The sequence below is a fragment of the Clostridium kluyveri genome, from assembly GCF_001902295.1.
Lineage (GTDB): Bacteria > Bacillota > Clostridia > Clostridiales > Clostridiaceae > Clostridium_B > Clostridium_B kluyveri_B.
This window is the reverse complement of the sequence record NZ_CP018335.1, coordinates 2,632,517-2,659,457: the sequence shown is the minus strand read 5'-3', so window position 1 is coordinate 2,659,457 and position 26,941 is coordinate 2,632,517. Positions and strand designations below refer to the sequence as shown.

At 31.7% G+C, this 26,941-nt stretch carries 23 protein-coding genes; 19 read left to right on the top strand and 4 right to left on the bottom strand.

Annotation, left to right across the window (positions count from 1 at the left end; all coding sequences use genetic code 11):
* The first annotated feature begins 93 nt into the window (after window positions 1-93).
* The 6 genes from BS101_RS12815 (at window position 94) to BS101_RS12790 (ending at window position 8,835) form a co-directional block, all read left to right on the top strand.
* Complete coding sequence (locus BS101_RS12815) at window positions 94-3,402, top strand: DEAD/DEAH box helicase family protein (RefSeq protein ID WP_073539179.1); 3,309 nt, start codon at window positions 94-96, stop codon at window positions 3,400-3,402.
* Between the two features lie 115 nt (window positions 3,403-3,517).
* Window positions 3,518-4,498: an AAA family ATPase gene (locus BS101_RS12810; RefSeq protein WP_073539178.1), complete on the top strand. Its 981-nt coding sequence runs from the start codon at window positions 3,518-3,520 to the stop codon at window positions 4,496-4,498.
* A complete protein-coding gene (locus BS101_RS12805) occupies window positions 4,491-5,003 on the top strand; it encodes a hypothetical protein (protein WP_073539177.1) in 513 nt (170 codons plus the stop codon). The genes BS101_RS12810 and BS101_RS12805 overlap by 8 nt, the downstream gene beginning before the upstream one ends.
* Window positions 5,004-5,101: 98 nt before the next feature.
* Entirely contained in the window at window positions 5,102-6,595 is a 1,494-nt protein-coding gene (locus tag BS101_RS12800) for a type I restriction-modification system subunit M (protein ID WP_073539176.1), read from the top strand.
* Window position 6,596: 1 nt separating this feature from the next.
* Window positions 6,597-7,808 (top strand): restriction endonuclease subunit S, encoded by a 1,212-nt coding sequence (locus tag BS101_RS12795; RefSeq protein WP_073539175.1) that lies wholly within the window; start codon window positions 6,597-6,599, stop codon window positions 7,806-7,808.
* Between the two features lie 52 nt (window positions 7,809-7,860).
* Window positions 7,861-8,835, top strand: a complete 975-nt coding sequence (locus tag BS101_RS12790) for a hypothetical protein (RefSeq protein ID WP_073539174.1) — start codon at window positions 7,861-7,863, stop codon at window positions 8,833-8,835.
* A gap of 187 nt (window positions 8,836-9,022) precedes the next feature.
* Here BS101_RS12790 and BS101_RS22770 read toward each other — a convergent pair whose 3' ends face one another.
* On the bottom strand, window positions 9,023-9,187 hold the full coding sequence (locus tag BS101_RS22770) for a hypothetical protein (RefSeq protein ID WP_156876046.1): 165 nt from the start codon (window positions 9,185-9,187) through the stop codon (window positions 9,023-9,025).
* A gap of 211 nt (window positions 9,188-9,398) precedes the next feature.
* Here BS101_RS22770 and BS101_RS12785 point away from each other — a divergent pair, with 211 nt between their 5' ends.
* From BS101_RS12785 to BS101_RS12775, 3 genes are all read left to right on the top strand, one after another.
* Window positions 9,399-9,869, top strand: coding sequence for an RNA polymerase sigma factor (locus tag BS101_RS12785; protein ID WP_073539173.1), 471 nt, complete (start codon window positions 9,399-9,401; stop codon window positions 9,867-9,869).
* Complete coding sequence (locus BS101_RS12780; RefSeq protein WP_073539172.1) at window positions 9,866-10,561, top strand: zf-HC2 domain-containing protein; 696 nt, start codon at window positions 9,866-9,868, stop codon at window positions 10,559-10,561. Before BS101_RS12785 ends, BS101_RS12780 begins: the two co-directional genes overlap by 4 nt.
* Before the next feature lie 70 nt (window positions 10,562-10,631).
* Complete coding sequence (locus BS101_RS12775; RefSeq protein ID WP_198039476.1) at window positions 10,632-10,883, top strand: hypothetical protein; 252 nt, start codon at window positions 10,632-10,634, stop codon at window positions 10,881-10,883.
* 152 nt (window positions 10,884-11,035) lie between these two features.
* Here the strand turns inward: BS101_RS12775 and BS101_RS12770 are convergent, their stop codons facing one another.
* Window positions 11,036-11,701, bottom strand: coding sequence for a LysM peptidoglycan-binding domain-containing protein (locus tag BS101_RS12770; RefSeq protein WP_073539170.1), 666 nt, complete (start codon window positions 11,699-11,701; stop codon window positions 11,036-11,038).
* Between the two features lie 406 nt (window positions 11,702-12,107).
* On the opposite strand from BS101_RS12770, the gene BS101_RS12765 reads away from it, so the two are divergent.
* On the top strand, window positions 12,108-13,478 hold the full coding sequence (locus BS101_RS12765) for a tetratricopeptide repeat protein (protein ID WP_073539169.1): 1,371 nt from the start codon (window positions 12,108-12,110) through the stop codon (window positions 13,476-13,478).
* Window positions 13,479-13,564: 86 nt separating this feature from the next.
* On the opposite strand, the gene asnB is transcribed toward BS101_RS12765, so the two are convergent.
* Both asnB and BS101_RS12755 read right to left on the bottom strand, forming a co-directional pair.
* Window positions 13,565-15,154 carry an asparagine synthase B gene (gene asnB / locus BS101_RS12760; protein WP_073539168.1) on the bottom strand — a complete coding sequence of 530 codons (1,590 nt, stop codon included), beginning with the start codon at window positions 15,152-15,154 and terminating at the stop codon, window positions 13,565-13,567.
* 651 nt (window positions 15,155-15,805) lie between these two features.
* Entirely contained in the window at window positions 15,806-17,500 is a 1,695-nt protein-coding gene (locus BS101_RS12755) for a M3 family oligoendopeptidase (protein ID WP_073539167.1), read from the bottom strand.
* 172 nt (window positions 17,501-17,672) lie between these two features.
* On the opposite strand from BS101_RS12755, the gene BS101_RS12750 reads away from it, so the two are divergent.
* The 9 genes from BS101_RS12750 (at window position 17,673) to BS101_RS12710 (ending at window position 26,773) form a co-directional block, all read left to right on the top strand.
* Entirely contained in the window at window positions 17,673-18,197 is a 525-nt protein-coding gene (locus BS101_RS12750) for a peptidylprolyl isomerase (RefSeq protein ID WP_073539166.1), read from the top strand.
* Window positions 18,198-18,304: 107 nt separating this feature from the next.
* Window positions 18,305-18,838, top strand: coding sequence for a CDP-alcohol phosphatidyltransferase family protein (locus BS101_RS12745; protein ID WP_073539165.1), 534 nt, complete (start codon window positions 18,305-18,307; stop codon window positions 18,836-18,838).
* Window positions 18,839-18,949: 111 nt separating this feature from the next.
* Window positions 18,950-20,059 (top strand): metallophosphoesterase family protein, encoded by a 1,110-nt coding sequence (locus tag BS101_RS12740; RefSeq protein WP_073539164.1) that lies wholly within the window; start codon window positions 18,950-18,952, stop codon window positions 20,057-20,059.
* Between the two features lie 276 nt (window positions 20,060-20,335).
* Window positions 20,336-22,786, top strand: coding sequence for a heavy metal translocating P-type ATPase (locus tag BS101_RS12735; protein ID WP_073539163.1), 2,451 nt, complete (start codon window positions 20,336-20,338; stop codon window positions 22,784-22,786).
* Between the two features lie 195 nt (window positions 22,787-22,981).
* Complete coding sequence (locus tag BS101_RS12730; RefSeq protein WP_073539162.1) at window positions 22,982-23,494, top strand: RNA polymerase sigma factor; 513 nt, start codon at window positions 22,982-22,984, stop codon at window positions 23,492-23,494.
* Window positions 23,495-23,498: 4 nt separating this feature from the next.
* Window positions 23,499-24,278: a hypothetical protein gene (locus tag BS101_RS12725; protein ID WP_073539161.1), complete on the top strand. Its 780-nt coding sequence runs from the start codon at window positions 23,499-23,501 to the stop codon at window positions 24,276-24,278.
* Between the two features lie 31 nt (window positions 24,279-24,309).
* Window positions 24,310-25,197 carry an ABC transporter ATP-binding protein gene (locus tag BS101_RS12720; protein ID WP_073539160.1) on the top strand — a complete coding sequence of 296 codons (888 nt, stop codon included), beginning with the start codon at window positions 24,310-24,312 and terminating at the stop codon, window positions 25,195-25,197.
* 1 nt (window position 25,198) lies between these two features.
* Window positions 25,199-26,428, top strand: coding sequence for an ABC transporter permease subunit (locus BS101_RS12715; protein WP_073539159.1), 1,230 nt, complete (start codon window positions 25,199-25,201; stop codon window positions 26,426-26,428).
* Window positions 26,429-26,596: 168 nt separating this feature from the next.
* Complete coding sequence (locus BS101_RS12710) at window positions 26,597-26,773, top strand: H-type small acid-soluble spore protein (RefSeq protein ID WP_073539158.1); 177 nt, start codon at window positions 26,597-26,599, stop codon at window positions 26,771-26,773.
* Window positions 26,774-26,941: the final 168 nt, after the last annotated feature.

Genomic DNA, 26,941 nt, shown 5'->3' with positions numbered 1-26,941 from the left:
AGTAATGAAAAAAAGCACTATTTAGTATATAATTTAGATATATGTAAAAAAGTTCAATAGATATGTTAAAATACAGACTGAGGGGTTGGGAGCATGTCGAATTTTTCATTTCTGAATAGAAAATGGCCTGTATTGGCTAAGCTTGGGATACAGGCAGAAAACTATCTGCATACAGATAATAATGCCACAATGTTAAAAATGCGTATGTTTGGGGAGAAAATAATTGATTATATATTGGCAATGTACAAGGTAGAGGCAGGCAGGTTTGCTACACAGGACGATAAAATTAAACTTTTGAGGACTACAAATATAAATAAGGCTATTCCAGATTTGTTTGATATAGTAAGAAGATTTGGAAATAAAGCAAACCATGATGGATATGAAAATAAAAAGTATGCCTTGGAATGTCTGGTTTCTATGTATAAAATAGCTGCATGGCTTTATATTAGAATTACAAAAGATACTTCAATTAAACCATTAACTTACAAAATACCAAAACCTAAAGCGGCTGGTAATAAAGTTTATGGTATGGATGATTATGTCAGGGAAAAAGAAAAAATCAAAGAAGATCATACAAAAGAGATAAAGGATGTAAAGAAACAAGCGGATGGATTAGTTCAAACTGAAGAAGATAAAAAGGTACAAAAAGAAGTTGAAAGCACCTTGGAATTTAATGAAGCACAGACAAGAAAGAAACTTATAGATATAATGTTGAAAGATGCAGGCTGGTATTTAAATGATAAGGAATTGGTAAAGGTTGAGCTGCCTTTAGGAGATCATAAAGGAAAAGGTAAAACAGGATATGCTGATTATGTACTTTTCAATAGAAAAGGTAAGCCTGTAGCAGTGGTTGAAGCTAAAAAAACTTCTGTAGATCCTATAATTGGCAGACAACAAGCTGTGGAATATGCAAATAGTATTGAAAAGATATACAAGGCACGTCCTGTAATTTTTTATACCAATGGATATGAAATATATATGTGGGATGATAATTACAGCGAGCCCAGACAAATTTGGGGCTTCTATACTTTGGAGGATTTAGAGGAACTGTTTTTCAAACATAGACATAAAAAGGATTTAAATAAAATTAAAATAGATAAAAATATATCCGGAAGGCCATACCAGATAGAAGGTATTAAGAGAGTTTATGAAAAATATGAAAATGGAAAAAGAAAAGCCCTACTGGTAATGGCTACAGGTACGGGAAAAACCAGAACGGTAATTGCACTGACTAAAGGGTTGATGGAAGCAAACTGGGTAAAGAGAGTTTTGTTTTTGGCAGACAGAGATGAATTGGTGAAACAAGCAAAAGAGGATAAAAACAGCTTTAAAACTTTTATGCCGGAAGAAATATCCTGTAGATTTACTGGAAAAAACTCAGATAATAGAGAAGCTACACTATATTTTTCAACCTACCAGACCATGATAAATTATTATAGGGAGTTTAGTGTTGGATTTTTTGACCTCATAATATGTGATGAATCCCACAGAAGTATTTATAAGGTATATAGAGATATTCTTGAATATTTTGATTCCCATATAATAGGATTAACAGCTACACCGGTGGATTTTATTGAAAGAAATACTTTTAACTTATTTAATTGTGATAATGGAGATCCAACATTTAATTTTCCTATAGAAGATGCATGGAATCATGTACCACCATATTTAATTGAACCCAGGGTTATAGATACCACTACAGACTTTTTAAGAAAAGGTATCAAATACAATGAAATGACAGAAGAGCAAAGACAGCAGATAGAGGAAGAAGGTTATGATGGTGATGAAATAAATTATGACAAGAAAGAGCTGGAAAAGAAAATTACTAACAAAGATACCAACAGGTATATACTAAGAACCTTAATGGAAAAAGGGATAAAGGTAGGAGATTATATCGGCAAAACCATAATATTTGCTAAAAATAAAAAACACGCCAATCTTTTGGACTTACTATTTAATGAACTCTATCCTCAATACAAAGGCAAACTTACAGCGGTAATTTATTCCGATATAAAAGATAAATCCGTTTTAATAGAAAAATTTAAAGGAGAAGACTTTCCTAGAATAGCTATTTCAATAGATCTTCTTGATACAGGTGTAGATGTTCCGGAGATTGTTAACTTGGTTTTTGCCAAGCCTGTTTATTCAAAAGTGAAGTTCTGGCAGATGATAGGCAGGGGAACTAGAAGATGTGAAAACCTGTATGGAGAAGGATGGGATAAGAAGGAATTTCCTATTTTTGATTGTTACAAGAATTTTGAGTTCTTTGAAATACATGCGAAGGGGTATGAACCCAAACCTCAGAAGACTTCTATTCAAAAGAGGTTTCAAATTATGTGTAGTCTTTTAGAAAAATTCAAAGAAAAAGGAGAGTTGGATATATGTAAAGCCTTTGCAGCTAAATTAAAGGCAGATATAGAGGAACTACCGGAGGACAGCATAGAGATTAAAAAGAACAGAAAGAAAGTAGAACAGGTAAAGAGGGAAGAATACTGGAACAATTTAAGCGAGGATTTTATTAAAAAGCTAAAACTTGAAATTGCACCATTAACGAAATGGATAGAAAGTAAGGATAATTCAGATGCAGTAGGATTTGATAATTCTATCTATAGAATTATGATTAATAATATTTCCAATGATAAAGATAATTTGGTAAAGGAAATAAATGATATGATAAAAAAACTTTCAAGATTAAAGCTTAATTTGAATCAATTTGATGGTGAAAGAGAACTTGTGAAGTCATTACTTCAACCTTTTGGGTGGCAGGATTTAAGCTATGAAAGGCTGGAAAAGATCAGAGTGAGTCTTAGAGAACTTGTGAAATATAAGGGAGAAGTCAGTAATACTTTTATAGTTCTTGATATAAAGGATACAGGTTCAATAACTAAAGAAATTAGTGCTGCGTCAGTACTCTATGGAGGTAATATGGAACCTTATGAAAAGAGGGTAAGGCTTGCTATAGAGAATAAATTAAAGGATCAAATTGTGATTCACAAGATTAGAAAAGGTGAAAAGTTGTCTCAAGAGGAAATACAAAGTATATATTCCATATTTGGTGAAGATTTTATATACAGCATTGACGAACTTTCCACAAAAACTGATATTGATAAGGAAGATATAATTGGAATAATACGAAAATTTATTGGTATTGATGAGGTCGAGCTCAATAAAAGATTTGAAAATTTCATTCAAAAACATCATAATAAAATGAATTCAACACAAATAAAAACTTTAGAAATAATAAAAAATGATATTGCCAAAAACAGGGGAATATCATTTGCAGCATTGTTTGCGGAACCCTATACAAATTTTAACCAAAATGGTGTGGATGGCATATTTGGTAAAATGGCGGATGATGTATTTGAATTGATTGCACCCTTTAGGGCATGGTATATTTCTTAGTAAATAATGATGTTTAATTATTAGTTGCATATAGCTTTGTGGATACATGGATATAATTTCAAATGATAAATATAATAAAAAGGTAGGCCTAAAATATTCATAAGGAGTTGGTATATTGTATATAGAGAAAATTAATGTAAAGAATTTCACAGTGTTTGAAAACTTAGAAATAGATTTTTGCAGGGGAATAAATATTTTAATTGGAGAAAATGGCACAGGCAAAACACATTTGATGAAGTTGATGTATGCACCTCTTGCAAAAAGAAATAGTAGATCCATGGTATTTTGGGAGGATGTATTTACTCATAATACTGGAGTTCAAACAGTACCAGATTATTTTAGAAGGAATAAGCATCAAAAATTTTTCATAAAAATTTTATTTAATAGGGATAAGCCATATGAAAATAAAGATGGTATATTAAGTCAAAAATTTTATGATGTTAGTACAGTATTTATTCCTGCTGTGGAGATGCTATCACATTCAAAAGGCTTTTTAGCCTTAGAACGCGAGAGAAGTATTCCTTTTGATAGAACATTGATTGATATAATTGCTAAAGCAGAGTTAGGAGAGAGTAAAAAAGTATCAGATTTAAATAAGAACATTTTAAAAACACTATCCGATGTCATTGATGGAAAAGTAATCTATGAAAATGATACATTCTTTATATTGAAAAAGAATGGCTTAAAGGTTGAATTTTCAATGGAAGCAGAAGGTATCAGAAAAATAGGATTGTTGTGGAAATTAATACGAAATGGAATAATAAATAGAGACAGCATACTATTTTGGGATGAACCAGAGGCAAACATCAACCCTCAGCTCATACCCCAGATAGTAAAAATACTTTTGGAATTGCAGCGTAATGGGGTACAAATTTTTCTTGCTACCCATGATTATAACCTTGCAAAGTATTTTGAGGTTTTAAGTAAGGATAATGATGAAGTAGTATATTATTCACTCTATAAAACGGATAATGGTGTACAATGTGCAAAGGCACAAATTTATAGAGAAATATATAATAATGCCATTGAAGATGCCAATGAAAGGTTATACAATGACATATTGGATAAGGCAGCCCAGGAGGCAGAAGATGAATAGTTCTTACATGAAAGAAGGTAGGTTTAGATTTGATTTTAGTAGTGCTATATCTAAATATAAACCAGATGATTGTACTTTGAATGGACTTGGTGGAGTGGATTTTGTGGTGGAACTTGAAGATAAATTTCTTTTTATAGAGTTAAAGGATATAGAAAACAATAAAGTTCCAAGAGAGCAAAAGAAGGAATGGATTGAAAGGCTTAAAGTTAGGAAAGAAAACTTGTTTTTAATGGATTTGGGAGTAAAGTTTAAAGACACATTAATAAGACGCTGGGCAAAAGAAGAAAATTTTGATAAACCCATATGGTATTTAATAATAATTGAATTTAAGGAAATGGATGCAGCTCAGAAAATTAAACTTAGTGAGGATTTGAGTGGTAAATTACCAACTTGTATCAAAGCAAAATTTGGATTTAAAAAAGAGATTAAGATAAAACAAAGAATGATATTAAGTATAGAAGATTGGATAGAAAAGTTTCCACAGTTTCAGGTTACTGAAATTTAGAACTATATTTAACTGATGAAAATAAAAAATATAGGGTAGATTAGAAACTGAAATCATATGTAGGCTTTTTACCATAATTTACGAAAGGAATAAAATAAATGTTAAACAGCGAGATAAAAAGTAAAATTGATAAACTATGGAATAATTTCTGGTCAGGGGGAATATCAAATCCACTGACTGTAATAGAGCAGATATCTTATCTTTTGTTTATTAAAAGATTAGATGATATTGATAGCTCAAAGGAAAAAATGGTAAATAGAATTGGTAAACTCTATATTTCAATATTTCCAGAAGAATTGATGAAGTGGAGTAATTTCAGGCATTTGGATGTAAATGAAATGTTTGATATGGTATCACAAAAGGTTTTCCCATTTATAAAAAATATGGGCGGAGAAGATTCAAGTTTTACTGCGGAAATGAAGGATGCTGTATTTATGATACCTAAAACATCACTACTTCAAGAATCAGTGAGAATTATTGATGGAATAAATATGGAAGATGCAGATACTAAAGGGGATCTTTATGAATATTTGCTTTCCAAACTTTTAGTATCAGGGGTGAATGGGCAGTTTAGAACACCAAGGCATATTATAAGAATGATGGTGGAATTAGATCCTACAGCGGAGGACAGAATATGTGATCCTGCTTGCGGAACAGCAGGATTTTTGATAAATTCACTGGAATACATATTGGAAAAGTATACAAAACATGAAAGTGTATTTACGGATGATGAGGGCATTGTCCATAAAAGAATTGGTGATATGATGAGCAGCCAGGATTGGGAACATTTCAGGACTTCTATGTTCTATGGTTTTGATTTTGATCCATCTATGGTTAGAATAGCTTCTATGAACTTGATGCTCCACAGCATAGATAATCCTAATGTAGTACAAAGTGACAGCTTGTCTAAAAGATATGAAGAGCAGAACAGATATACTTTAGTTTTAGGAAATCCTCCTTTTAAGGGCAGTATAGACAAGGAAGATATCAGCAAATCTCTGGTTAAAGGTGCAGGTACTACAAAAACAGAACTTTTATTTATCAAACTTATAAATAGAATACTGGACTTGGGAGGCCGATGTGCAGTAATAGTACCAGATGGAGTGCTGTTTGGCTCAACTAAAGTTCATAAGGAAATAAGAAAGGATTTAGTGGAGAATAACAGATTAGAAGGAATCATATCCATGCCTTCGGGAGTGTTTAAACCCTATGCGGGGGTTTCCACGGCTATACTTATGTTTATCAAGGGAGGAGAAACAGACAGGGTATGGTTTTATGATATGACAGCAGATGGCTTTTCACTGGATGACAAGAGAAATCCAATAGATAACAGCGATATACCGGATATCATAAAAAGTTTTAAAAAAGTAAAAAAAGACGATAAATTGGAACCTGATAAAGAGGATAAATGGTTCTGGGTGGAAAAAGAAGAAATTGCAGATAATGATTATGACCTGTCCATAAATAAATACAAGGAAATAGAATATGAAGAAGTGGAATATGAAAAGCCACAGGTGATTTTGGAAAGGATTGAAGCTCTAGAAAAAGAAATATTAAGTGACATAGCTGAGTTAAAAGGAATGGTGAAGTAGTATGAAGGAAAGGAGATTGCCTGAGGGGTGGAAGGTTGAGAAGTTAGGAAGCTTACTTAGAATTGATGGCGGTTTTGCATTTAAAAGTGATAGGTTTACAAAAAATGCTGTACCAATTGTTAGAATTGGTAATATTGTTGATGGTAATATAGAGTTAGATTATAATACTTGCTATAAGGTTAATAATAGTGAATTTGAAAGATATTATGTAAATCATGGAGACATTTTGATAGCTATGTCGGGAGCAACTACCGGTAAATTGGCTATGTATAGAGATAATCAGAGATGTTTATTTAATCAACGTGTTGGCAGGTTTTATGTGTATGATAAAGAAAAATTAGATAATGGTTATTTATATTATTATTTAAAATCAGGTTCTGTACAAAATAAGATTAGAGTAATGGCTAGTGGATGTGCCCAACCTAATATAAGTCCTGATCAAATTTTAAGTATAAAAGTTCTGGTTCCACTATTGCAGAGCCAAAAGAAAATAGTTCAAGTTTTAGAAAAAGCTGAAAAAGCATTAGAAAAGAAGAAGGAAGCCATCAGGCTTCTAAATGATTTAATCAAATCGAGATTTATCGAGATGTTTGGTGACCCTGTTAAAAACACTAAAGGATGGCCAAAAGGAAGAATAGTAGATGTTATTGTCAAAACACAATATGGAACTGGAAATAAAGCTGATGAACAAAATGGAAAATATAAAATATTACGTATGAATAATATCACATACAATGGCGAGTGGGATTTTAGTAGTATGAAATATGTTGATTTAGATGAGAAAGATCAAGAAAAATATTTAGTATCTAAAGGTGAGGTCCTTTTTAATAGAACTAATAGTAAAGAATTAGTTGGAAAGACAGCAGTTTATAAGGAACAAGAACCTATGGCTTATGCTGGATATTTGGTAAAGGCGATACCAAATGAAAAAGCAAATGGAGTATTTATTGCAACATATATGAATACTAAATATATTAAATCAAAATTATTTAATATGGCAAAGAATATTGTAGGAATGGCAAATATAAATGCAGAAGAATTTAAGAAAATAGATATTTATATTCCACCAATAGAACTACAAAACCAGTTTGCAGACTTCATTAATCAAGTCGATAAATTGAAATTTAAAATGGAAGAGAGTTTAAAAGAATTAGAAAATCTATTCAATTCCCTTATGCAAAAAGCTTTTAGAGGGGAATTAGAGTTTAATTAGCTAGTGGGAATTTCACTGGCTAATTATAATATTTAAAACTGGAGAGATATTAATGGATAAGCTTATATTTAATGATAAAGAATTTATTTACTATGAGTACATCAATGAAGCTGAATTTGAGAGATATATAGTTGAAAATGCTAACAAAATTTTTGGAGAAAAGTCAATTTACGTTGATATTAAAAAAAGGATAGGGGATAGTATTTTATCTATTCCTGATGGATATTTATTAGATTTTTCTTTTGTTAATGAACCAAAACTTTACATTATCGAAAATGAATTGGTAACACATGATCCATATAAACATATTGGACAACAAATATTGAAATTTGCTATTTCATATAAAGCAAGTGGAAGAAAAATTAAAAGATTTTTATTAGAAGAAATTCAAAAAAATAAATACTATTTAGAGTTGGTTAATGATTTTATAGAAAAAGCTAAGTATAGGAATATAGATAACTTAATTGAAGAAATGGTTTTTGGAGAAGTAGGATGTATAGTTGTAATTGATCAAAATACATATGAGTTAGAAAATGTATTAAGCCAGATAACTATGAAAACAGATATTGTTGAATTTCAGACATTTGTAAATAAGGAGGGGGAGAAGATATTTAAATTCCAACCATTTCAGGAAGATATTAAAGCTGATATCGATACAAAAACTGAATTATCAGCAGATGATTTGGATACAATAGTAGTTCCTGCTAGAGAAGAAGGCTTTAATGAAGTATTTTTAGGAGAAGATTGTTGGTACGCAATAAGAATGTCAAGCTCAATGTTAGAAAGGGTAAAATATATTGCAGCATATCAGAGTGCACCTATATCAGCAATAACCTATTATGCAGAAGTTAGTAAAATCGAAAGATATGAAAATACCAATAAGTATATTGTGTGTTTTAAAGATAAAGCTATTAAAATACAGGATATAAAATTACCGAAAAATAATCATAAATTAGCACCTCAATCACCTAGATACACTAATTTTAGGAAGTTGATAAATGCTAAAAGTTTGGATGAAATATTTTAATGATAGGTACTAGAAGTTCAAGTATTATATGAGAAGTAATTGTGTAAGGTTTTTAATGGAGGGATAAAGTGAATATAAAGAAGTGGCGCCCAAGAGATACGCTTGATATTATTATGCTATAGGTTAAAGAAAATGATGTTTTAATTGAACTCAATTACACTGAAAAATCAGAAATTTCTGTTCAGACTTATGGTAAGCTTGGTACTATTATCTTAGCATCTGTACGCAAGTGAAAAAAATACTCCGATAAGAATGGTATATCACTTCGATCAACTTCCATATCAATATATCCATTTCCATCTTCGGTGGAAACAATATCGGGTTTAGGCCAAGACCCATTCCGGCATTTCATATTCCTTCCCTTGTCAATCTGACATGCAGTCTGACAGGTATCTTTACAGCATAGTCGGCTATATGTAAAATTGTGTATAAAACGACATGATTTGTTTGTAAATTAATTCATATAAATTTAGGCAAATGTGTTAAGCAGCATACTAAAATTTTTTAAATATTGTAACAGAATTCAGTTTCAAGAGTCTTATGTATGAGAGCGAGGTGAAACTGTGACTGATTTTGAAGTTATATACTCTCAATATTTTGCTGATGTCTATAAATATGCCTTGTCACTATGTCGTAATGAAACTTTGGCAGAGGAAATAACCCAGGAAACGTTTTTCAAGGCTTTGAAAAGTATAGACAAGTTTAAAGGAGACTGTAAAATGCGAGTTTGGCTGTGTCAAATAGCAAAAAATACTTGTTTTTCTATATATCAAAAAAATAAACATATTACAGATGAATTTCATGAAGAAGATGAAGGCGAGTGTATTGAACAAAAGTTAATAAATAGTGAAATAGCATGGGAAATACATAAAATACTTCATTTTTTAGATGAACCATATAAAGAGGTTTTCACTTTACGGGTGTTTGGTGAATTATCTTTTTTACAAATTGCTGAGCTTTTTGAAAAAACAGAAAGTTGGGCAAGAGTCACATTTCATCGTGCGAAGATTAAAGTCAAGGGGAGGTTAAAATGAAAATTTCCTGTGAAATAGTTAAAGACTTACTACCACTCTACCATGATAATATTTGCAGTAAGGAAAGTCGTACCATTGTCGAGGAACACTTACTAGAGTGTGATACCTGCCAAAAATATCTTGATGATATGAATAGTAATTTCATTAAAACTAATGCTGAGAAATCAGCAGAGCAAGTAAAATCTGATATATTAAAAGGAATAAAAAAGAAGCTGCTCAGAAAAAATCTTATAATATCAGCTGTTTCAGTTATATGTGCAATAGCTGTATTATTAGGAGCATTTTTACTTATCTTTCACTACCAGATGCCAATTCCCTACGAAAATGGACTAGTGAGTGTGAAAATGGGAGATAACGGAATGCTTGATATTTATTTTAACGGAGATGATTACTACTGTTCATATGAATGGAACGCCACAATTGAAAAAGATGGTATAAAACAACATATTGCATATATTTATTACACAGATACTATATGGACAAAGCATTTTTCTAAGCCACAAAAGGATAAGCAATATAAGTATTCAATCAACAATAGTACGTTTTTTAATTATGATAACGACAATGAATTTATAGAGGTAAAAAAAGAGATATCAGCGGTATATTATCTGGATTACTCACATATTCCAAAACTATCTACAAAAGAACTACAAAAGAATTCCTCAAAAGCAGTTCTTCTTTGGAAAAAGTAGACACATAAAGCATTTAAATTCCAATCGCTATAATATTACCACTGATGAATTGTTACGGAGTGATGAGGAATTGAAAGAAAAAGTTATAAATGATGGTAAGCAATTGGCACATCCAAAACTAAAATCAATATTTGATGTTTTATTTTTAATTGGAGTTGTACTTCTTATAGTAAAAATAGGTATTCTTATTCTAAATAAGTTAATTCCTTTAGATGTTACTTTATATGGTGGATGGTTTTTTTGGAATTTTGGGCCTTTAATTTTAATGATCAGTGCAGGTTTAGGCTCTAGTGTTCTTAAAGAAAAATATAAAGTAGATTAAGATTCAATATAGTCATTATATGTAAGTTCCATACAATGTTTGTCGTATGGAACTTGTTTTATATTAATATTAATTATACATTGTCGATTAAATTGTAAAAGAGCTATCAAAAGTGATAGGAGACAAGAATATACAATTTCATAAGGAAGCTGTTAAGTTAACGGTACACGATAATTAAAGGAATGCCATACTCCAAAATTATCACGTACATTTATACCTCTTTGACCCCCCGATGATGCATCAGCATAATATGGATAACTTTTTCCAGAAGTGTAATGTCCACTATAATTTCCAGAAAAGGCTACATTTACAGCATTAAAACGTATTTGTCTCTCAGTTACTGTAGCGGTAGTAGTTGTTTGTGTAGAATTTCTATAATTTGATTCGTGAGTTTTTTGGACGGTACTTTCATTTTTTAAGACATCAATATCGTCTTGCATGGCAGATGTGGTTTTTTCACAATTTTCGGATTCTGAATTTGATGGAGGTATACATAGACGTTGACCAACTCTTAAATAGTTTGGATCAATACCTGGATTTGCGTCCAAAATGCTTTCTACACTGACATTGTATTCTCGTGAAATTTTATATAGAGTATCTCCTGGTTGAATGATTCTAGAAGTATAATTTGGAGGACAGGCAGGTATACATATAATCTGGCCTACCTTGAGATAATATGGATTTATTCCAGGATTTGATGCAATAATTCTTTGAATGCTGACTTCTAATCTTCGTGAAATATTATATAATGTATCTCCAGGCTGTATTACATAAGGATAATGATTTGCAGGGCATTGTCTATAATAGTTATATGGCATAGGGAAAATCCTTTCTATATTGATTGTTTATTAGAATTAAACATACACCATATTATATGTTTTAAAAGGATATTTAGTTATTAAATAATATTTTAAGAAAATCTAATAAAAGTATAAGCAGTATTAACCAATCTATTATTTTTTGTAATGAAGTAGTAAAGTGTCATGGAATACAATTAATTAACAGTTTAGAATAGATATTATTGCAAAAAATTACTTATTGTAAACTTAAAAAGAGTTTATATAGTCTTCTACTAGGGATTTAGATATTTGGCAGCCAGGTAGTGCCTTAATATGGTATAATAAAGTCGATGCCATTTATCCGAATCTTGGAAAGTGAAAAAATTTAAAGGATTATTAGTATGATAAAAGAACCTTTTAATAACTAATTGAGGAGATAAATTAAATGAATACCTATTATGACATTTTAGAAATAGGCCAGGATACCAATTCTGCACAAATAAAAAAATCTTATTTCAAAATGGTGAGAAAATACCCGTCAGAAAGATTTTCAGAAAAGTTTATGGAAATTCGAAAGGCCTATGAAATATTAAGTAATGAAAAAACTAGAAAAGAATATGATAGTTTTATTAATGTGCCTGGCGATGCCAAAGGAAGATTTGATGCTGCAAATGAACTTTTTAAAAAAGGTAAAAATCAAAAGGCTATTAAAATTTTAGAGGAATTACATAAGGAGTTTCCAGATATATTGGTAATACAAAGTCTTCTTGGGGAGGTATGTATTGAAAATAACAATAATGGTAAGGCCATAAAGATATTTGAAGAACTTGTGAAAGCAGAACCTGATAATGCAAGTTTTGCCGGATATCTAGCTAAGACATATTTAATGAGGGGATGGCATAAAAAAGCAATTAAAAGTTTTGAAAAAGCCATAGAATTAGATGAAGACAATATTTCCTTATGGTTGGGTCTTAGCCAGGCACACATGGAAGGAAACAATATTAAAGAAGCTAAGGAAGTCCTTTATGAATTAATTGAAAGAAAAGAAAATGAAAACTTTATTATAAGTGCTTACCTTGCCATTTTCATTATAGATTTAAAAGAAGGTAATTTTGAAAGTATGAAAGAAAATCTTGAAAAGTTATCAGATGAAGTAATTAAACAAGAAGATGAAAAAGAACATGTAGCATGGATATTACTTATGATTTCCAAACGAATGGTTGAAGCCGAAATGTTTGGACTTGCTGAAGAAATCTTAGAAAAGGCAGAAAAAATTACATCGGGTAATGAAGAAATAAGAAAACTTAAATTGAAGGTGGATAGATTCTGTAAATTTCAAGAAGAACTTTTGAGTTTGGAAAAAGATGAGGAGTACCATGAAGATTTTGTGAGTTTTGTAACTAGTAAAATATTGCCTGAGGAGTCAATGGGCTCAGAACTTTATATTCGTGGGGCGGAGCATCAATTTTTAACGCATATAAATAAATATAGAAAATATGTTATATCACTTTCAAAAAAATATTTTAATTTATATGAGGAGTTAAAAGATTTTTTTGAAAAAGCATTTAATGGTAGTGAGAGAAATAAAATGATTAAAGAGCATGAGAAATATTTTAAAAGCCGTGGAGGCAGGCTTGAAATGGCCCTTGAAGGCATAGGGGGGGAAAAGTTATTTAATAATGTAGGAAATAACGGGAATTGTGATCTTTGGCAGAGGATTCAAGATACTTACATAAGAGAAGAACCTAAAGTGGGAAGAAATGACCCTTGTCCCTGTGGCAGTGGTAAAAAGTACAAAAAATGCTGTGGCAAATGAATGGGCAAATTTATTTAAGGACAGGCTATAAGCAAACCAGCATGTTACTAACTTAATAGTCTGGCATGCTGGTTATTTGTCATAAATTACTTACCGCTGGCACCGTAATTTGACAATACTCTGGCACTAGGATCATTTACGTCACAGCCTTCCCATTCTTTATTCGGCATCCAAAAGTTTACTATCATTTCTGCTTGTCCTGAATAGTATTTTTCAAAAATTTCCCTATATAACAATGATTCCTTTGTAAATGGTCTAGCATGATATTCATAGTTCTCACATATTTTTTCAAATTCTTCGTCACTATAGAATGTTTCTGCATATTCCTTTAAATAGTCCACCATGGAATGACCTACAGCATCACTAAATGCTGCTTTTTCCCGGTATAAGATATCATGTGGCAGATAACTTCCTTCAAATGAACGTCTTAAAAGATATTTACCCATGTTGTATTTGTTTAATTTCTTTTCAGGGTCTATGGACATAACATACTTTACGAAGTCCAAATCTCCAAAGGGTACTCTTGCTTCTAAGGAATTTGAGCTGATGCAGCGGTCTGCACGAAGTACATCGTACATATAAAGTTCTCGAATTCTCTTTTGCGATTCCTTCTGAAATTCTTCCGCATTTGGGGCAAAATCAGTATATTTATATCCGAATAATTCGTCGGAAATTTCACCGGTGAGAAGAACTCTTATATCAGAAATTTCATGTATTTTCTTGCAGATTAAATACATTCCCATACTTGCTCTTATTGTGGTAATATCGTAGGTTCCAAGAATTTTAATAACTTCGTCCAGTGACTTGAGCACCTCTTCTTTTGTCATATAGACAACGGTATGATCACTGTGAATATAATCTGCAACTTCTTTTGCATATTTTAAGTCAATGGCATCTTCAGTCATACCTACAGAAAATGTTCTAATCGGTTTTTTAGGATTCATTTTTTGGGCAATTGCACATACCAATGAGCTGTCTAAGCCGCCGCTTAATAAGAAACCTACAGGAGCATCGGCGTCCATGCGTTTTTCCACAGCGGCCGCTAATTTATCATGAATTTTATTGAAGATAATTTCCAGATCATCTTTACAATAGTCCCCCTCTTTTGCTGCTATATCACAATAACATGTGAATTTACCGTCAGTATAATAATGTCCTGGTGGAAATGGTATAATTTTGTCTGTAAGACCAATTAAATTTTTTGCTTCACTTGCAAATATAATTTTACCTGATTCAGAATAGCCATAAAATAGAGGACGAATTCCAATTGGATCACGGGCTGCAATGTAGCTGTCCTTTTTTCCATCGTAGATAATAGTTGCAAATTCCGCATCTAATTTTGAAAACATATCTAGTCCGTATTCATAATACATGGGAAGTAATATTTCGCAGTCACTATCGGAAATAAATCTATGTCCTTTTTTTATAAGATCTTTTTTGATCTCACGGAAGCCGTAGATTTCACCGTTACAGATAGCTGCATCCATTTTTCTGGTAAATGGCTGCATTCCGCTAAAAGTTAAATCCATAATAGAAAGTCTTTGAAATCCCAAAATACCGGAGGGCAAAGTAAGAATTTCCATCATGTCCGGCCCTCTGGACTCCGTTCTTTGAAGAGCCTCTGCAAATTTTCCATGTTTCATATCTGTTCCTGTATAACACATGATCGTACACATATAATATTCCTCCTAATACAATAAGTTTAATAAATATCTTTTTGAATTTTATTTACAAAGCTGAAATACTGAAGTTTTGATTCTCCTGCAAAAGTGTAGTCAGCCGACTTTTCATAATTTGTTTTAGATATAAAAACAGCGTCAATTCGTCTTAATAATAGGACGAATTGACGCTTATCCGTGGTGCCACCTAATTTACCATAATATAATTGGTCTCTTTCCAGCTAATACTGGTATCCAAATAACGCATGGAATACGACGCTCCTACTTTATTTGAACCTGCTTTAAGAGGTTTAAATTAAATACACAAATATTTCGGTTTGCAACTTCGGAGTGTTATTCAAAAAAACCCTGCCTCCTGAGTTCACACTGTCCCCAGTTCACTGTTGGTGGAATATTTTTCCTACTTGTCTCCATCATCGCTTTTCTTTGATGAATTTAATTCTAAACCGTATATATGTTTTTGTCAATACTTTTTTATAAGTAAAATTATCAATGTTAATAATATAACAAGCATATAGAATAAAATTTATTTTAAATTACCATTTTTTTTGATAAAATCATAAAAGCATGGACTCTAGGTCTATTGTATATATCTATAATTTTATAAAAAATTTAGTTGTAAAGCTGATTGAATTATACAAATTTGAATTATAGTTTTTTATCATCTATTGAATTGAACCAGTTATTTATAGCTTCAATAATTGAACTTATGCATCCATCTTGGAAAGGGGACTTGAGATTGGCGATTTCAACAAGTTCCAAAAAGGACTTTGTACCTCCAACTTTACATATCCTTATATAGTCCTCCCAGGCAGATTTTCTATTGTTCATTGCTTTTTTCCAGAATTGAAGGGCGCATATCTGGGCAAGAGTGTAATCTATATAGTAAAAAGGTACGTTGAATATATGGGACTGCTGGAACCACCATGCTCCATTTTCTAAAAAGTCACAGCCGGTATAATTTTTATGAGGCAGATATTTTTTCTCTATGGTTCTCCAAGCTTTTTTTCTATCTTCAGGGGCTGCCTCTGGGTTTTCATACACATAGTGTTGAAATTCATCTACTGTAACTCCATAAGGTATGAATTTCACAGCACTCTCAAGGTGGGCAAATCTGTATTTATTTGCATCTTCCCGGAAAAATAGATTCATCCAGGGCCAGGTGAAAAACTCCATGCTCATTGAATGTATTTCACAACTTTCATAGGTTGGAAATATGCACTCTGGAATTTCAATCCATCTGGATAGATAAGTCTGAAAGGCATGGCCGGCTTCATGGGTTAAAACATCCACATCTCCTGAAGTTCCGTTGAAATTTGAAAATATAAAAGGTGCCTTATACTCTGGTATATAGGTGCAGTACCCACCTCCAGCCTTATTTTCTTTAGTTACCAGATCTAAAAGTTCTCCCTTCAGCATAAATCTAAAGAATTCTCCGGTTTCTGCAGATAATTCAGAGTACATTTTACTGGCATTTGAAACTATCCATTGTGGACTGCCTTTTGGTTTGGCATTTCCTGTTGTAAATTCAAATTTTTCATCATAGTAGGTAAGAGTATCAAGGTCAAGCCTTTCCAGTTGTCTTTTGTAAAGTTTTGAGGCAGCAGGTACAAGGTACTTTTCCACCTGCTTTCTGAATTCAGCTACCATTTCAGGAGTGTAGTCACTTCTTTTCATTCTTATATAACCTAGTTCCACAAAGTTTTTAAAGCCCAATTTTTGTGCTATTTTAGTTCTCACCTTTACCAGATCATCATATATTTTGTCAATTTCATTTTCATGATCTGTAAAAAATTTATATTTGGCATCTGAAGCATTTTTTCTTATTTGTCTATCTTTACTTTGCATAAATGGGGTGAGACCAGATAAATTTCTTGTTTCACCCATAAAGGGGATCCTTGCAGAAGCCAGCAATTTAGTATATTCCGATGACAATTTATTTTCAAGCTGAAGGTCTTCTATTACTTTGGGTGAGAAAGATTTTAAAGAAAATTCAGCCAGGATGAAAAATTGTCTGCCAAGTTTTTTTTCTAATTCTTTTCTGAACTTTGATTGGACCAGTTCTTTGTAAAATGTAAAGTCCAGTTCATCGTATAGGGGAGAATATTCATCCCAATAGCTTCTCTCTTTATCATAATATTCATCTTTTGTATTTATACTGTGTCTTATTTGAGCCAGGGTTCCCATGGTCTGTAGGTGATTTCTTACATTATTTATATGGTTTATACATTCAAGCTGCTTTTCACAGCTATTAGCTGATTTTAATTCATCCACAAGAGAATTAATGGACTTTTTGATTTCATCGTAGCTGGGTCTTTCATATTTGAATTCACTAAATTTCATATGATATTCCTCCAATGTATTTAAATTTACTAATATTATAATATAAATGGATTAATTTTCAAAATGAATTATTTAGTTAATGAAAATTATCCACTTGACAGTAGTTTTAATAAAGTTTATTGTATAAATGCGGCATATGCTGTATTACATATTATAGAAAGAGGGTAAATAAATGAAAAATCCTATAGTTACAATTGAAATGGAAAATGGGAAATTTATAAAAATAGAGCTTTATCCAGATATTGCACCTAATACTGTAAATAATTTTATATCATTGGTAGAAAATGGATTTTACAATAGTACAATTTTTCACCGGGTTATACCAGGATTTATGATTCAGGGAGGAGATCCTGAAGGCACAGGAATGGGAGGCCCAGGTTATTCAATTAAAGGTGAATTTTCATCTAACAACTTTAAAAATGATTTAAAGCATGAAAAAGGAGTGATTTCTATGGCTAGAACAATGGCTCCTGATTCGGCAGGTTCACAATTTTTTATAATGGCAAATAATGCACCTCACCTGGATGGACAGTATGCTGCCTTTGGAAAAGTTATAGAAGGTATTGAAGAAGTAGACAAAATAGTGTCACAGAAAAGAGATTATAATGATAAACCCTATGAAGATCAAAGAATGAAGAGTTTAACTGTAGAAACCTTTGATAAAAAATATGATGAACCTCAAAAAATAGATGATTAAACATATAAGATAATATTTTTATGGAAAGTTTGAAAAAATAGTAGCTCTCAATTATCCGTTGAGACTATTATTTTTTATATATTAATAATCTTTGAAGGGAAAATAGTATGAAATGTATACCCAATATTATATCCATATTAAGAATGGTATTATCTGTAAGCTTGTTATTTCTAAAACCATTTAGTCCTTTATTTTGGATTGTGTATTCCATGTGTGGATTTAGTGATATTTTTGATGGATATATTGCAAGAAAAACTAATTCAACAAGTAGGCTGGGAAGCTCACTTGATAGTATTGGAGATATTATGTTTATGAGTTCTGCAATTATTGTCTTTTTACCAATAATACGCATTCCAATGAAAATGTTAATATGGATAATATGGATTTTCTTTATTAGAGTTATTTCACTGCTTATAGTCTATCTCAAATATCATACCTTTGCTATTCTTCATACATATGCCAATAAAATAACAGGATTGCTCTTGTTCTGTTTTCCATATCCATATAGATTTTTGGATATAAATATTATAGGATATGTGATTTGTGTTACTGCAAGTATAGCTGCCATTGAGGAGTTAATAATACATATAAAATCAAGAGAATTATCAAGAGATATCATAGGAATATTCTCCAAGTTTTAAGATTAGGACATGAAAGTAAATCATTAGAACCTTGTCTTCGTTGATGAGTATTATATAGTAGTAATATAGAAATTTTAGAAATTAAATACTATTAAATTTGGGGATGAGGCTGTGGATTATAAATTAAAGGAAAAAGTAAAAACTCCATTACAGAAGAAAATTAGTAGAGAGGCTAAAAGAGAAGGAATAATACTAGACCTAAGTGATTTACACTATATACTGGATCTGGATGAAAAAAATGAGGCATATCTTTTAATTATTGATTTAAAAAAGGTTTATTTTGATAATCCTGAAAACAGTTTAAACTTAAATGATATTGACTATATAGTATTTAGTGGAGATTTTGTTGAAGGTGGTAATTCAGAAGCATCCTTTGAGAAGGCATTTCATTTTATAGATATATTGAGCAAACAGCTTAATGTACCATATAAAAATATAATTATAGTACCTGGAAACCATGATTTGAGTTGGAATATTACTATGAGCAGCTATCATCTAGCCATTGGCACTCCAAGGCCTAAAGATAAAGTAGTTACTAATATTGGAACTGACTTATTTTATTTAAGAAGAGATAGTAAAGAGTGGTATAAAAAATTTACAAACTATAGTAAATATCTATATGAAAGATTATATAAAGTACCTTTTCCAGAGAATCCTAAAGAACAGCTTAAAGTCATACTAGGAGATTTTATAGATAATAAAAAATTAGCATTTTTTATGCTGAATACCTCAGCTCAAATTGACCATTTTCATCGTAAAATAACTTATTTTGATACGGAAGGTTTGATAAAAGCTTCAAGACAACTGCCTCAAAATAACGTAATAAAAATAGCAGTAGGGCATCATCCTGTAAATATTATAAGTGGCTATGACAATAATATTCCTTTTGCAAATGTACTGCAAAATGAGAATTTCAAGATTTATTTACATGGTCATGTTCATAGAAGTATAAGCCTTGACTATTTAAATCCTCAAAATATAAATCCCAACATGATTATGATTGGAGCCGGAGCTTTAAGCGTTGGAAAAAATGGTTTATGGCCAGGTGTCCCAGGAAGATATAATATAATAAAAATATCCAAAACAGATATTCCAAATAAAATAATTGTATCTGTAAACACTCGTCAGCGTGAATATATAGGGAATTACTGGCAGCCAGCATATATATACTATGAAGACAATGGAAAAAGGCTGACTAATGTATGGAGCAATATTATATAAAACCATACCAATCTACTTCAATACAAAAATAGGAGGTCAGATTTAAATAATCTAACCTCCTATTTTAAAGAACTTCATAGTTTATTGACATTAATAAGATAATTACATATAATAAACATATGAACAATCACTCATATGTTTATGTGTTCATAAAAGATGTAGGAATTATGGAAAAGCAGATTATTATTTATTTTAGATGATGAGCATAGTAAGGTTTTTTTACTGGGTATTAACTTATATATGGGAAAAATTTTGAACTATTAGGGGGAAGGGAGAATGGATAAAGTAGTTAAAAATCCTAACAAGAGCAATATAAAATTAGTAACTAAAAATATTATTAAAAGTAGTGCTAGTGTTACACCAAAGGAATTTGACTCCAATGTAAAAAAAGAGTTTGTATTGGAAGGATTGGATTGTGCTAACTGTGCTGCCAAGATAGAAGAGAAGGTTAGCAAAATAGAGGGAATCAACTTTGTTAATGTAAGCTTTGCAACTAAGATGTTAACTTTAGAGATCGGGGAAATTAATAGAACAAAAGAACTGATTGCAGCGGCTAAGGATGTGGTAAAAAAACTAGAACCTGATGTAAAGGTAATTGAAAAAAGCCTACACAAACAATTGAGGAAAGAAGTATTATTACAAGGATTATGCTGTGGAAACTGTGCTGCAAGGATAGAAAAAGAATCTAATAATATAAAGGGCATAAAATCTGCCACGGTAGATTTTGTGAACACAAAGCTTATCTTAGATATAGAGAATCCATCTAAGCAAAATGACATTATTCTTAAAGTTAAAGAAATTGTTAAAAGAATAGAACCAGATGTCAATGTTGTTGAGATTGAAAATAAAATTTATGAACGTAAAGAAGAGCACGAAGAAAACAGCAAAAAGAAAATGGTTATATTGGTTGTCGGTGCAGTAATTTTTGCAATAGCAACTGCTTTTAAATTCTCAAATGTCATGGAACTGATAATGTATTTAATAACCTATATACTTGTGGGGGGAGAAGTAGTTTTAAGAGCATTGAAAAATATAAGCAGGGGTCAAATATTTGATGAAAATTTTTTAATGAGTACAGCAACTATTGGAGCTTTTGCTATCGGCCAATATCCAGAAGGTGTGGCAGTTATGCTTTTTTACCAGTTAGGAGAGCTGTTTCAGGGAATAGCTGTTAATCGTTCGAGAAAGTCCATTACGGATCTTATGGATATAAGACCTGACTTTGCTAATTTAAAGATAGGTGATGATATTAAAAGAGTATCACCGGAAGAGGTTAGTGTGGGCAATATCATATTGGTGAAACCAGGAGAAAAAGTACCTCTAGACGGTAAAGTAGTTGAAGGGAATTCAATGGTAGATACATCTGCTTTAACTGGCGAGTCAGTCCCAAGAGAAGTGAGAGTAGGAGACAGTATACTGGGGGGAGTTATTAACAAAAATGGATTGCTTTCTATTAAAGTAGAAAAGGAATTTGGAGATTCTACTATTGCAAAGATACTTGACTTAGTTCAAAATGCAAGTAGTAAAAAAGCGCCAACTGAAAATTTTATTACAAAGTTTGCTAGATATTATACCCCTATTGTTGTTTTTTCAGCCATAGCCTTAGCTGTACTACCTCCATTATTTATTGAAAGTGCTACTTTCTCACAGTGGATATATAGAGCATTATCATTCTTAGTAGTATCTTGTCCTTGTGCTTTAGTGGTATCTATACCTCTTGGTTTCTTTGGAGGAATAGGTGGGGCTTCAAAGAATGGGATACTTGTTAAAGGTGGAAATTACCTTGAGGCTTTAAATAGTGTGGAAGGTGTAATATTTGATAAAACAGGGACACTTACAAAAGGTGTATTTAGGGTAACGGAGGTAAAATCACAAAACAATATTTCAAAAGATGAACTTATAGCTTATGCGGCCTATGCAGAAAGTTATTCTAACCATCCAATAGCAACTTCTATATTAAACGCTTATGGAAAGGAAATAGTTAAGGATTCAATAGAAAACTATGAAGAAATATCAGGTCATGGCGTGAAAGTTGTGATTCAAGGTAGAGAAGTGTTAGCGGGTAATTATAAACTGATGAACAAAGAAAATATAATTTATGAACAGGTTGAGACAGTGGGTACAGCAGTTCATGTTGCTGTGGATAAAGTATATGCGGGATATATAATAATATCTGATGAAGTTAAGGAAGATTCAGCAAAAGCGGTTAAGGCATTAAAGGATATAGGTATTAAGAGAATAGTTATGCTCACTGGCGATAATAAGACAGTTGGAACTAAAGTTGCAAAACAGTTAGGATTAGAAGAAGTTTATACTGAACTTCTTCCAGACGAAAAAGTTGAAAAGATGGAATCATTTGATAAAGAAAAATCATCAAAGGGCAAATTAATATTTGTAGGGGACGGTATAAATGATGCTCCTGTCTTAGCCAGAGCGGATATAGGTATAGCAATGGGAGGAATAGGATCTGATGCTGCAATTGAAGCTGCTGACGTAGTTATAATGACCGATGAGCCTTCAAAGATTGCTTCAGCCATAAAAATAGCCAGGAAAACTAGACACATCGTAATGCAAAATATAATTTTTGCATTAGGCATTAAAGTAATCTTATTGGTACTTATAGCACTTGGTTTAGGTACCATGTGGGAAGCTGTATTTGGTGATGTGGGAGTAACTTTACTTGCGGTGCTGAATTCCATGAGAGCTATGAAGACGGTTAATATTTAATATAGTTATATTTTGTGCAGTCATTGACATTGTGACTGCACTTTTTTAGTGTAGAAAATCACAAATGATTTTATATATTATCTTTCTTCAGATAAATAGTTTGGACCTAATTGATAATTTTTAAATCATTTGGGCATTTATAAACGTTATATAATATAGAGGATGTTTTTTGAGGGATATTTAGGAGGATAAAACTTGATTCGAGAATATAATATATTACACAAAATTGAAAATGACAATACAACTTGTTTGGAAGATTTGATTAATCTTTATTATCCAGATGTATTTCGATACTGCCTTTGGCATACACCAAATCGTCAAGCGGCAGAAGATGCTACTCAGGAAACATTTTTAAAGACTATTCGCTATTTTAAAAAATATATTCATTGTGGAAAATTTAAATCTTATATATATAAAGTGGCTTCAAATGTATGTATTGATATTTGGCGCAAAAAGGGAATGGAGTCTCTGCCTGAAAATCTGGCATATATGGAAAATGGATTTGCACAGACTGAATCTGATTTGGACTTGAAGTGTCTGGTGGAAAATTTACCTGAAAAATATAGAGAAATTGTATTATTAAGATTTGCACAGGATTTATCCATAAGAGAAATCGCAGAGATAGAAAATATACCACTTAGGACTGTACAATCCCGTTTACGGGCGGCACTGAAACAAATTAAGAAAAATGTTAGAAAAGGAGAATAGGCTCATGAATAAAAAACTATGTTTGGATTTAAAAAAGGTTCTTAATACATACCCAATATATTCACAGAATCATGTTAATGAGACTATCAACGTAGTGTGTAAAGAATATGAAAATTATAAAGGAAGACAGAGAATTGGCTATATTCAATTTTTATTTCGTCAAATTTTATTTATAGGTAGAAAAGTATGGATGTATCAGGGAGTAATATTGATTTTGATGTCTTTGATGCTAAATATAATTTTTGATGGAGATTTTCAATATATTGTAAATCGTCATATTCCGGATCTGCTTTGTTTCTATGCAGTTTTTATTACTATAACTGGTTTACCATTTCTCCATAGATCAAGACAATACAGGATGTATGAAGTGGAATTAGCTGCATGTATGTCAATATCTAAATTAGTATCAAGCAGACTAATTATTGTTGCTATTGGGGACAGTGCTTTTTTGATTACTATTGCTCTTATTATGTTGAATAAAGTGAATATTTCCACTATTTTTATAATATTCTATTTACTATTGCCATTCCTAATATGCTGTTGTGGTTGTATTTTTATTCTCGGCTGTAATCATAAGCAATATGGTGTATTTATTTGTGAAATTTTCTGTTTGCTTGTATTACCTCTGCAGTTCTTATTCCATACATTAGTACCACAGGCTTACTATAGAACATCCTTAATCGGATGGATTGTACTTAGTATTTTTTTTGCAGTAATTCTTGCCTTTCAAGTATATCAATTAATAGCGAAATCAAACAAGATGTATGATTATTCTGTCGTTTAATAAATTTAATTTCTAGATTGGAGTGATAACCATGGAACTTGAAATTTGTAATTTGATCAAGCAATATAAAGATAAAATTGCTGTTAACAATGTAAGCTTGAATATATCCTCTGGTGTATGGGGACTTCTTGGTGCAAATGGTGCCGGAAAGACTACTTTAATAAGAATGATTGCTGGTATTATGGTACCAACCTCGGGAAGGATATTATATGATGGAATTGAAATTGGTGTACTTAAGGGAGCCTATCGTGATATTTTAGGTTATCTACCCCAGGATTTTGGTTTCTATCCTGAATTTACAGTGATGGATTATCTGAAATATATTGCTGCTTTAAAAGGTCTTACTAAAGATGATACAAAGGCAAAAATAGATAAATTGCTTCAAATACTTACTCTTACTGAAGTCAGAAAAAAGAAAATTTCTAAACTTTCTGGAGGAATGAAGAGACGGGTAGGTATTGCACAAGCCCTTTTGAATGATCCGGAAGTTTTAATATTAGATGAACCAACCAGTGGTCTCGATCCAGGGGAACGTGTAAAATTTCGCAAACTTATTTCTGAATTTGCACAGAATAGAATTGTGTTGATTTCTACTCATATTGTTTCCGATGTGGAATATATTGCTACCTGTAATGCAATTATGAAAGATGGAGAAATTATTTCCATGGGGACTACTGAAGAACTTGTAAAAACTGTTGAAGGAAAGGTATGGGAGAGCATAATATCACCTAGACAACTTATCCATTATGAAAAAATTGCCCGCATTGTGAATGTACTAAATGAGGAAGATGGAAATCTTTCTATCAGGTATTTGTCAAATACACCAGATGTACCTGATTCAAAACATGCTGTTCCACGGCTTGAGGATCTGTATTTATGGCTTTTCCCTCAAGATGGAACAGGAAAGGAGAAAATTTGATATGAGCATTTTTTGTTTGGAATTGAAGAGGGTGCTAAGAACTCGTTCAACATGGATTTTGCTGTTGGCAGCCATTTTATTGACTGGAATTATGGCATACTTTCCCATATCATATGTCCATTATACTTATGTTGATAAAGATGGAGAGCAGGTATCGATTTCTGGAATAAAAGCTATAGAAGCCCAAAAAGGACTGATGGTACAGGGAGAGATCACACCAGATAAAATACATAAAGCAGTTGAAAATTATCAGGAAGTCACAAAGAAATATGGAAGTATTTATAGTGACGATATCCCCCAAGATATCTATAATGAAAAAATACTTCCGGTTCAATATATAATATATCGGTTGGAGAGTGTATATGCGGATCCAAATACAAAGGCACCTGCAGATTTAAGTAAGATTTCTCCCGAAGAGGTTGCGGCAAATTTCTATAAAAAATATACTGAACAAATAAAAGAAAGAGTTTTGGATCCTGTATCACAAAGGAAGGCACTTTCCATGTATGAAAAAGTAGATAAACCTTTTAAATTCATATATGGCTATGGCAGCAGTGATGCCGGAAGCTATCTTATTATGTTGATTTTTCTTTTAGTAATTATATGCACATTTATTACTGCTCCAATATTCTCTGCAGAATATCAGACAGGGGCAGACAGTATATTGAGGTGTACTAAATATGGCAAAGCAAAACTTTCTGTATGTAAAGTAATTTCTGCTATTTTAATTTGCAGCATAACCTTTGCAATTTGTATTTCTATATTTAGTATTATTGAAAACAAGGTGTTTGGATGGGATAGTCTAAAGGCATCACTTCAAAGTGTAGGAGTTATCTGCCTGCCTGCTGTAAGTGTTGGTGAAACCCAGATGATTACTGCAACTGCAGGCATGTTGACACTTATTGCAGTTGTCAGCTTTACACTGTTTTTATCTGCAAGATGCAAGAATACAGCTAATTCAATTATAATAAGTATTGTATTTTGTATATTGCCCCTTATACTTAGTTCTATTTCTGGAAGCAATATTATGAATTGGATTAGAATGATTTTGCCATCTGGGGGTACAGGTCTTGGAAATAGTTTTGGCTGTGAACTTGTGGGACTTACCTTTCTTAAATTAGGCTCTTTTAGTTTATGGGCACCATATGTAATAATTGGCGCAGCGATTATTTCCATTCCTTTGTTTGTAGTCCTCACAATTTTGTCCTATTGCAAACGTGAATTGGTTTAATATTCATTTTGAAATTAATAAATTTAGTAGTAGATCAGCTCTTATAGGCAAACTCCACCTAAATTCTAGAAGAATTTGATTAACTTTATTATTTTGTGCAGAGAAGATCTCTGTGAGGAGTATAATTCAGCAATTTATATGTAAAGCTATATATAGGAGATGATAGTTTTGGATAAAAATAGGGTGAAAGAAATACTTGAATCTAAAGGAATTATAGAAGTAAAGTATAAAAATAATCCTGTGTGGCTTGAAAGTATAAGTACGGATAAAGATGATAAGATACAGGTTAAGGATTTAAATACGAATGAACACTTTAGTGTAAATATTATAGATTTAAAAGAATAATGTTATCTTGACCTTTAACATTTTTATCCGAAGGCTACCATTGCTAATACCCCCATCTTCTTCAAAGCTATACATTGCACATATCATTGGTAACAAATTGGTAGTCATTAAATAAGAGCCATAAAATGGTTTAAAAGCTAGCTTAATAAGAGTTTGAAAGGAAACTTA

Excerpts from the sequence above, each read along its gene's own strand:
- BS101_RS12815 (WP_073539179.1), top strand. The coding sequence starts at position 94 with ATGTCGAATTTTTCATTTCTGAATAGAAAATGGCCTGTATTGGCTAAG.
- BS101_RS12805 (WP_073539177.1), top strand. The coding sequence starts at position 4,491 with ATGAATAGTTCTTACATGAAAGAAGGTAGGTTTAGATTTGATTTTAGT.
- BS101_RS12800 (WP_073539176.1), top strand. The coding sequence starts at position 5,102 with ATGTTAAACAGCGAGATAAAAAGTAAAATTGATAAACTATGGAATAAT.
- BS101_RS12795 (WP_073539175.1), top strand. The coding sequence starts at position 6,597 with ATGAAGGAAAGGAGATTGCCTGAGGGGTGGAAGGTTGAGAAGTTAGGA.
- BS101_RS12790 (WP_073539174.1), top strand. The coding sequence starts at position 7,861 with ATGGATAAGCTTATATTTAATGATAAAGAATTTATTTACTATGAGTAC.
- BS101_RS22770 (WP_156876046.1), bottom strand. The coding sequence starts at position 9,187 with ATGAAATGCCGGAATGGGTCTTGGCCTAAACCCGATATTGTTTCCACC.
- BS101_RS12780 (WP_073539172.1), top strand. The coding sequence starts at position 9,866 with ATGAAAATTTCCTGTGAAATAGTTAAAGACTTACTACCACTCTACCAT.
- BS101_RS12770 (WP_073539170.1), bottom strand. The coding sequence starts at position 11,701 with ATGCCATATAACTATTATAGACAATGCCCTGCAAATCATTATCCTTAT.
- BS101_RS12765 (WP_073539169.1), top strand. The coding sequence starts at position 12,108 with ATGAATACCTATTATGACATTTTAGAAATAGGCCAGGATACCAATTCT.
- asnB (WP_073539168.1), bottom strand. The coding sequence starts at position 15,154 with ATGTGTACGATCATGTGTTATACAGGAACAGATATGAAACATGGAAAA.
- BS101_RS12755 (WP_073539167.1), bottom strand. The coding sequence starts at position 17,500 with ATGAAATTTAGTGAATTCAAATATGAAAGACCCAGCTACGATGAAATC.
- BS101_RS12750 (WP_073539166.1), top strand. The coding sequence starts at position 17,673 with ATGAAAAATCCTATAGTTACAATTGAAATGGAAAATGGGAAATTTATA.
- BS101_RS12745 (WP_073539165.1), top strand. The coding sequence starts at position 18,305 with ATGAAATGTATACCCAATATTATATCCATATTAAGAATGGTATTATCT.
- BS101_RS12735 (WP_073539163.1), top strand. The coding sequence starts at position 20,336 with ATGGATAAAGTAGTTAAAAATCCTAACAAGAGCAATATAAAATTAGTA.
- BS101_RS12725 (WP_073539161.1), top strand. The coding sequence starts at position 23,499 with ATGAATAAAAAACTATGTTTGGATTTAAAAAAGGTTCTTAATACATAC.
- BS101_RS12720 (WP_073539160.1), top strand. The coding sequence starts at position 24,310 with ATGGAACTTGAAATTTGTAATTTGATCAAGCAATATAAAGATAAAATT.
- BS101_RS12715 (WP_073539159.1), top strand. The coding sequence starts at position 25,199 with ATGAGCATTTTTTGTTTGGAATTGAAGAGGGTGCTAAGAACTCGTTCA.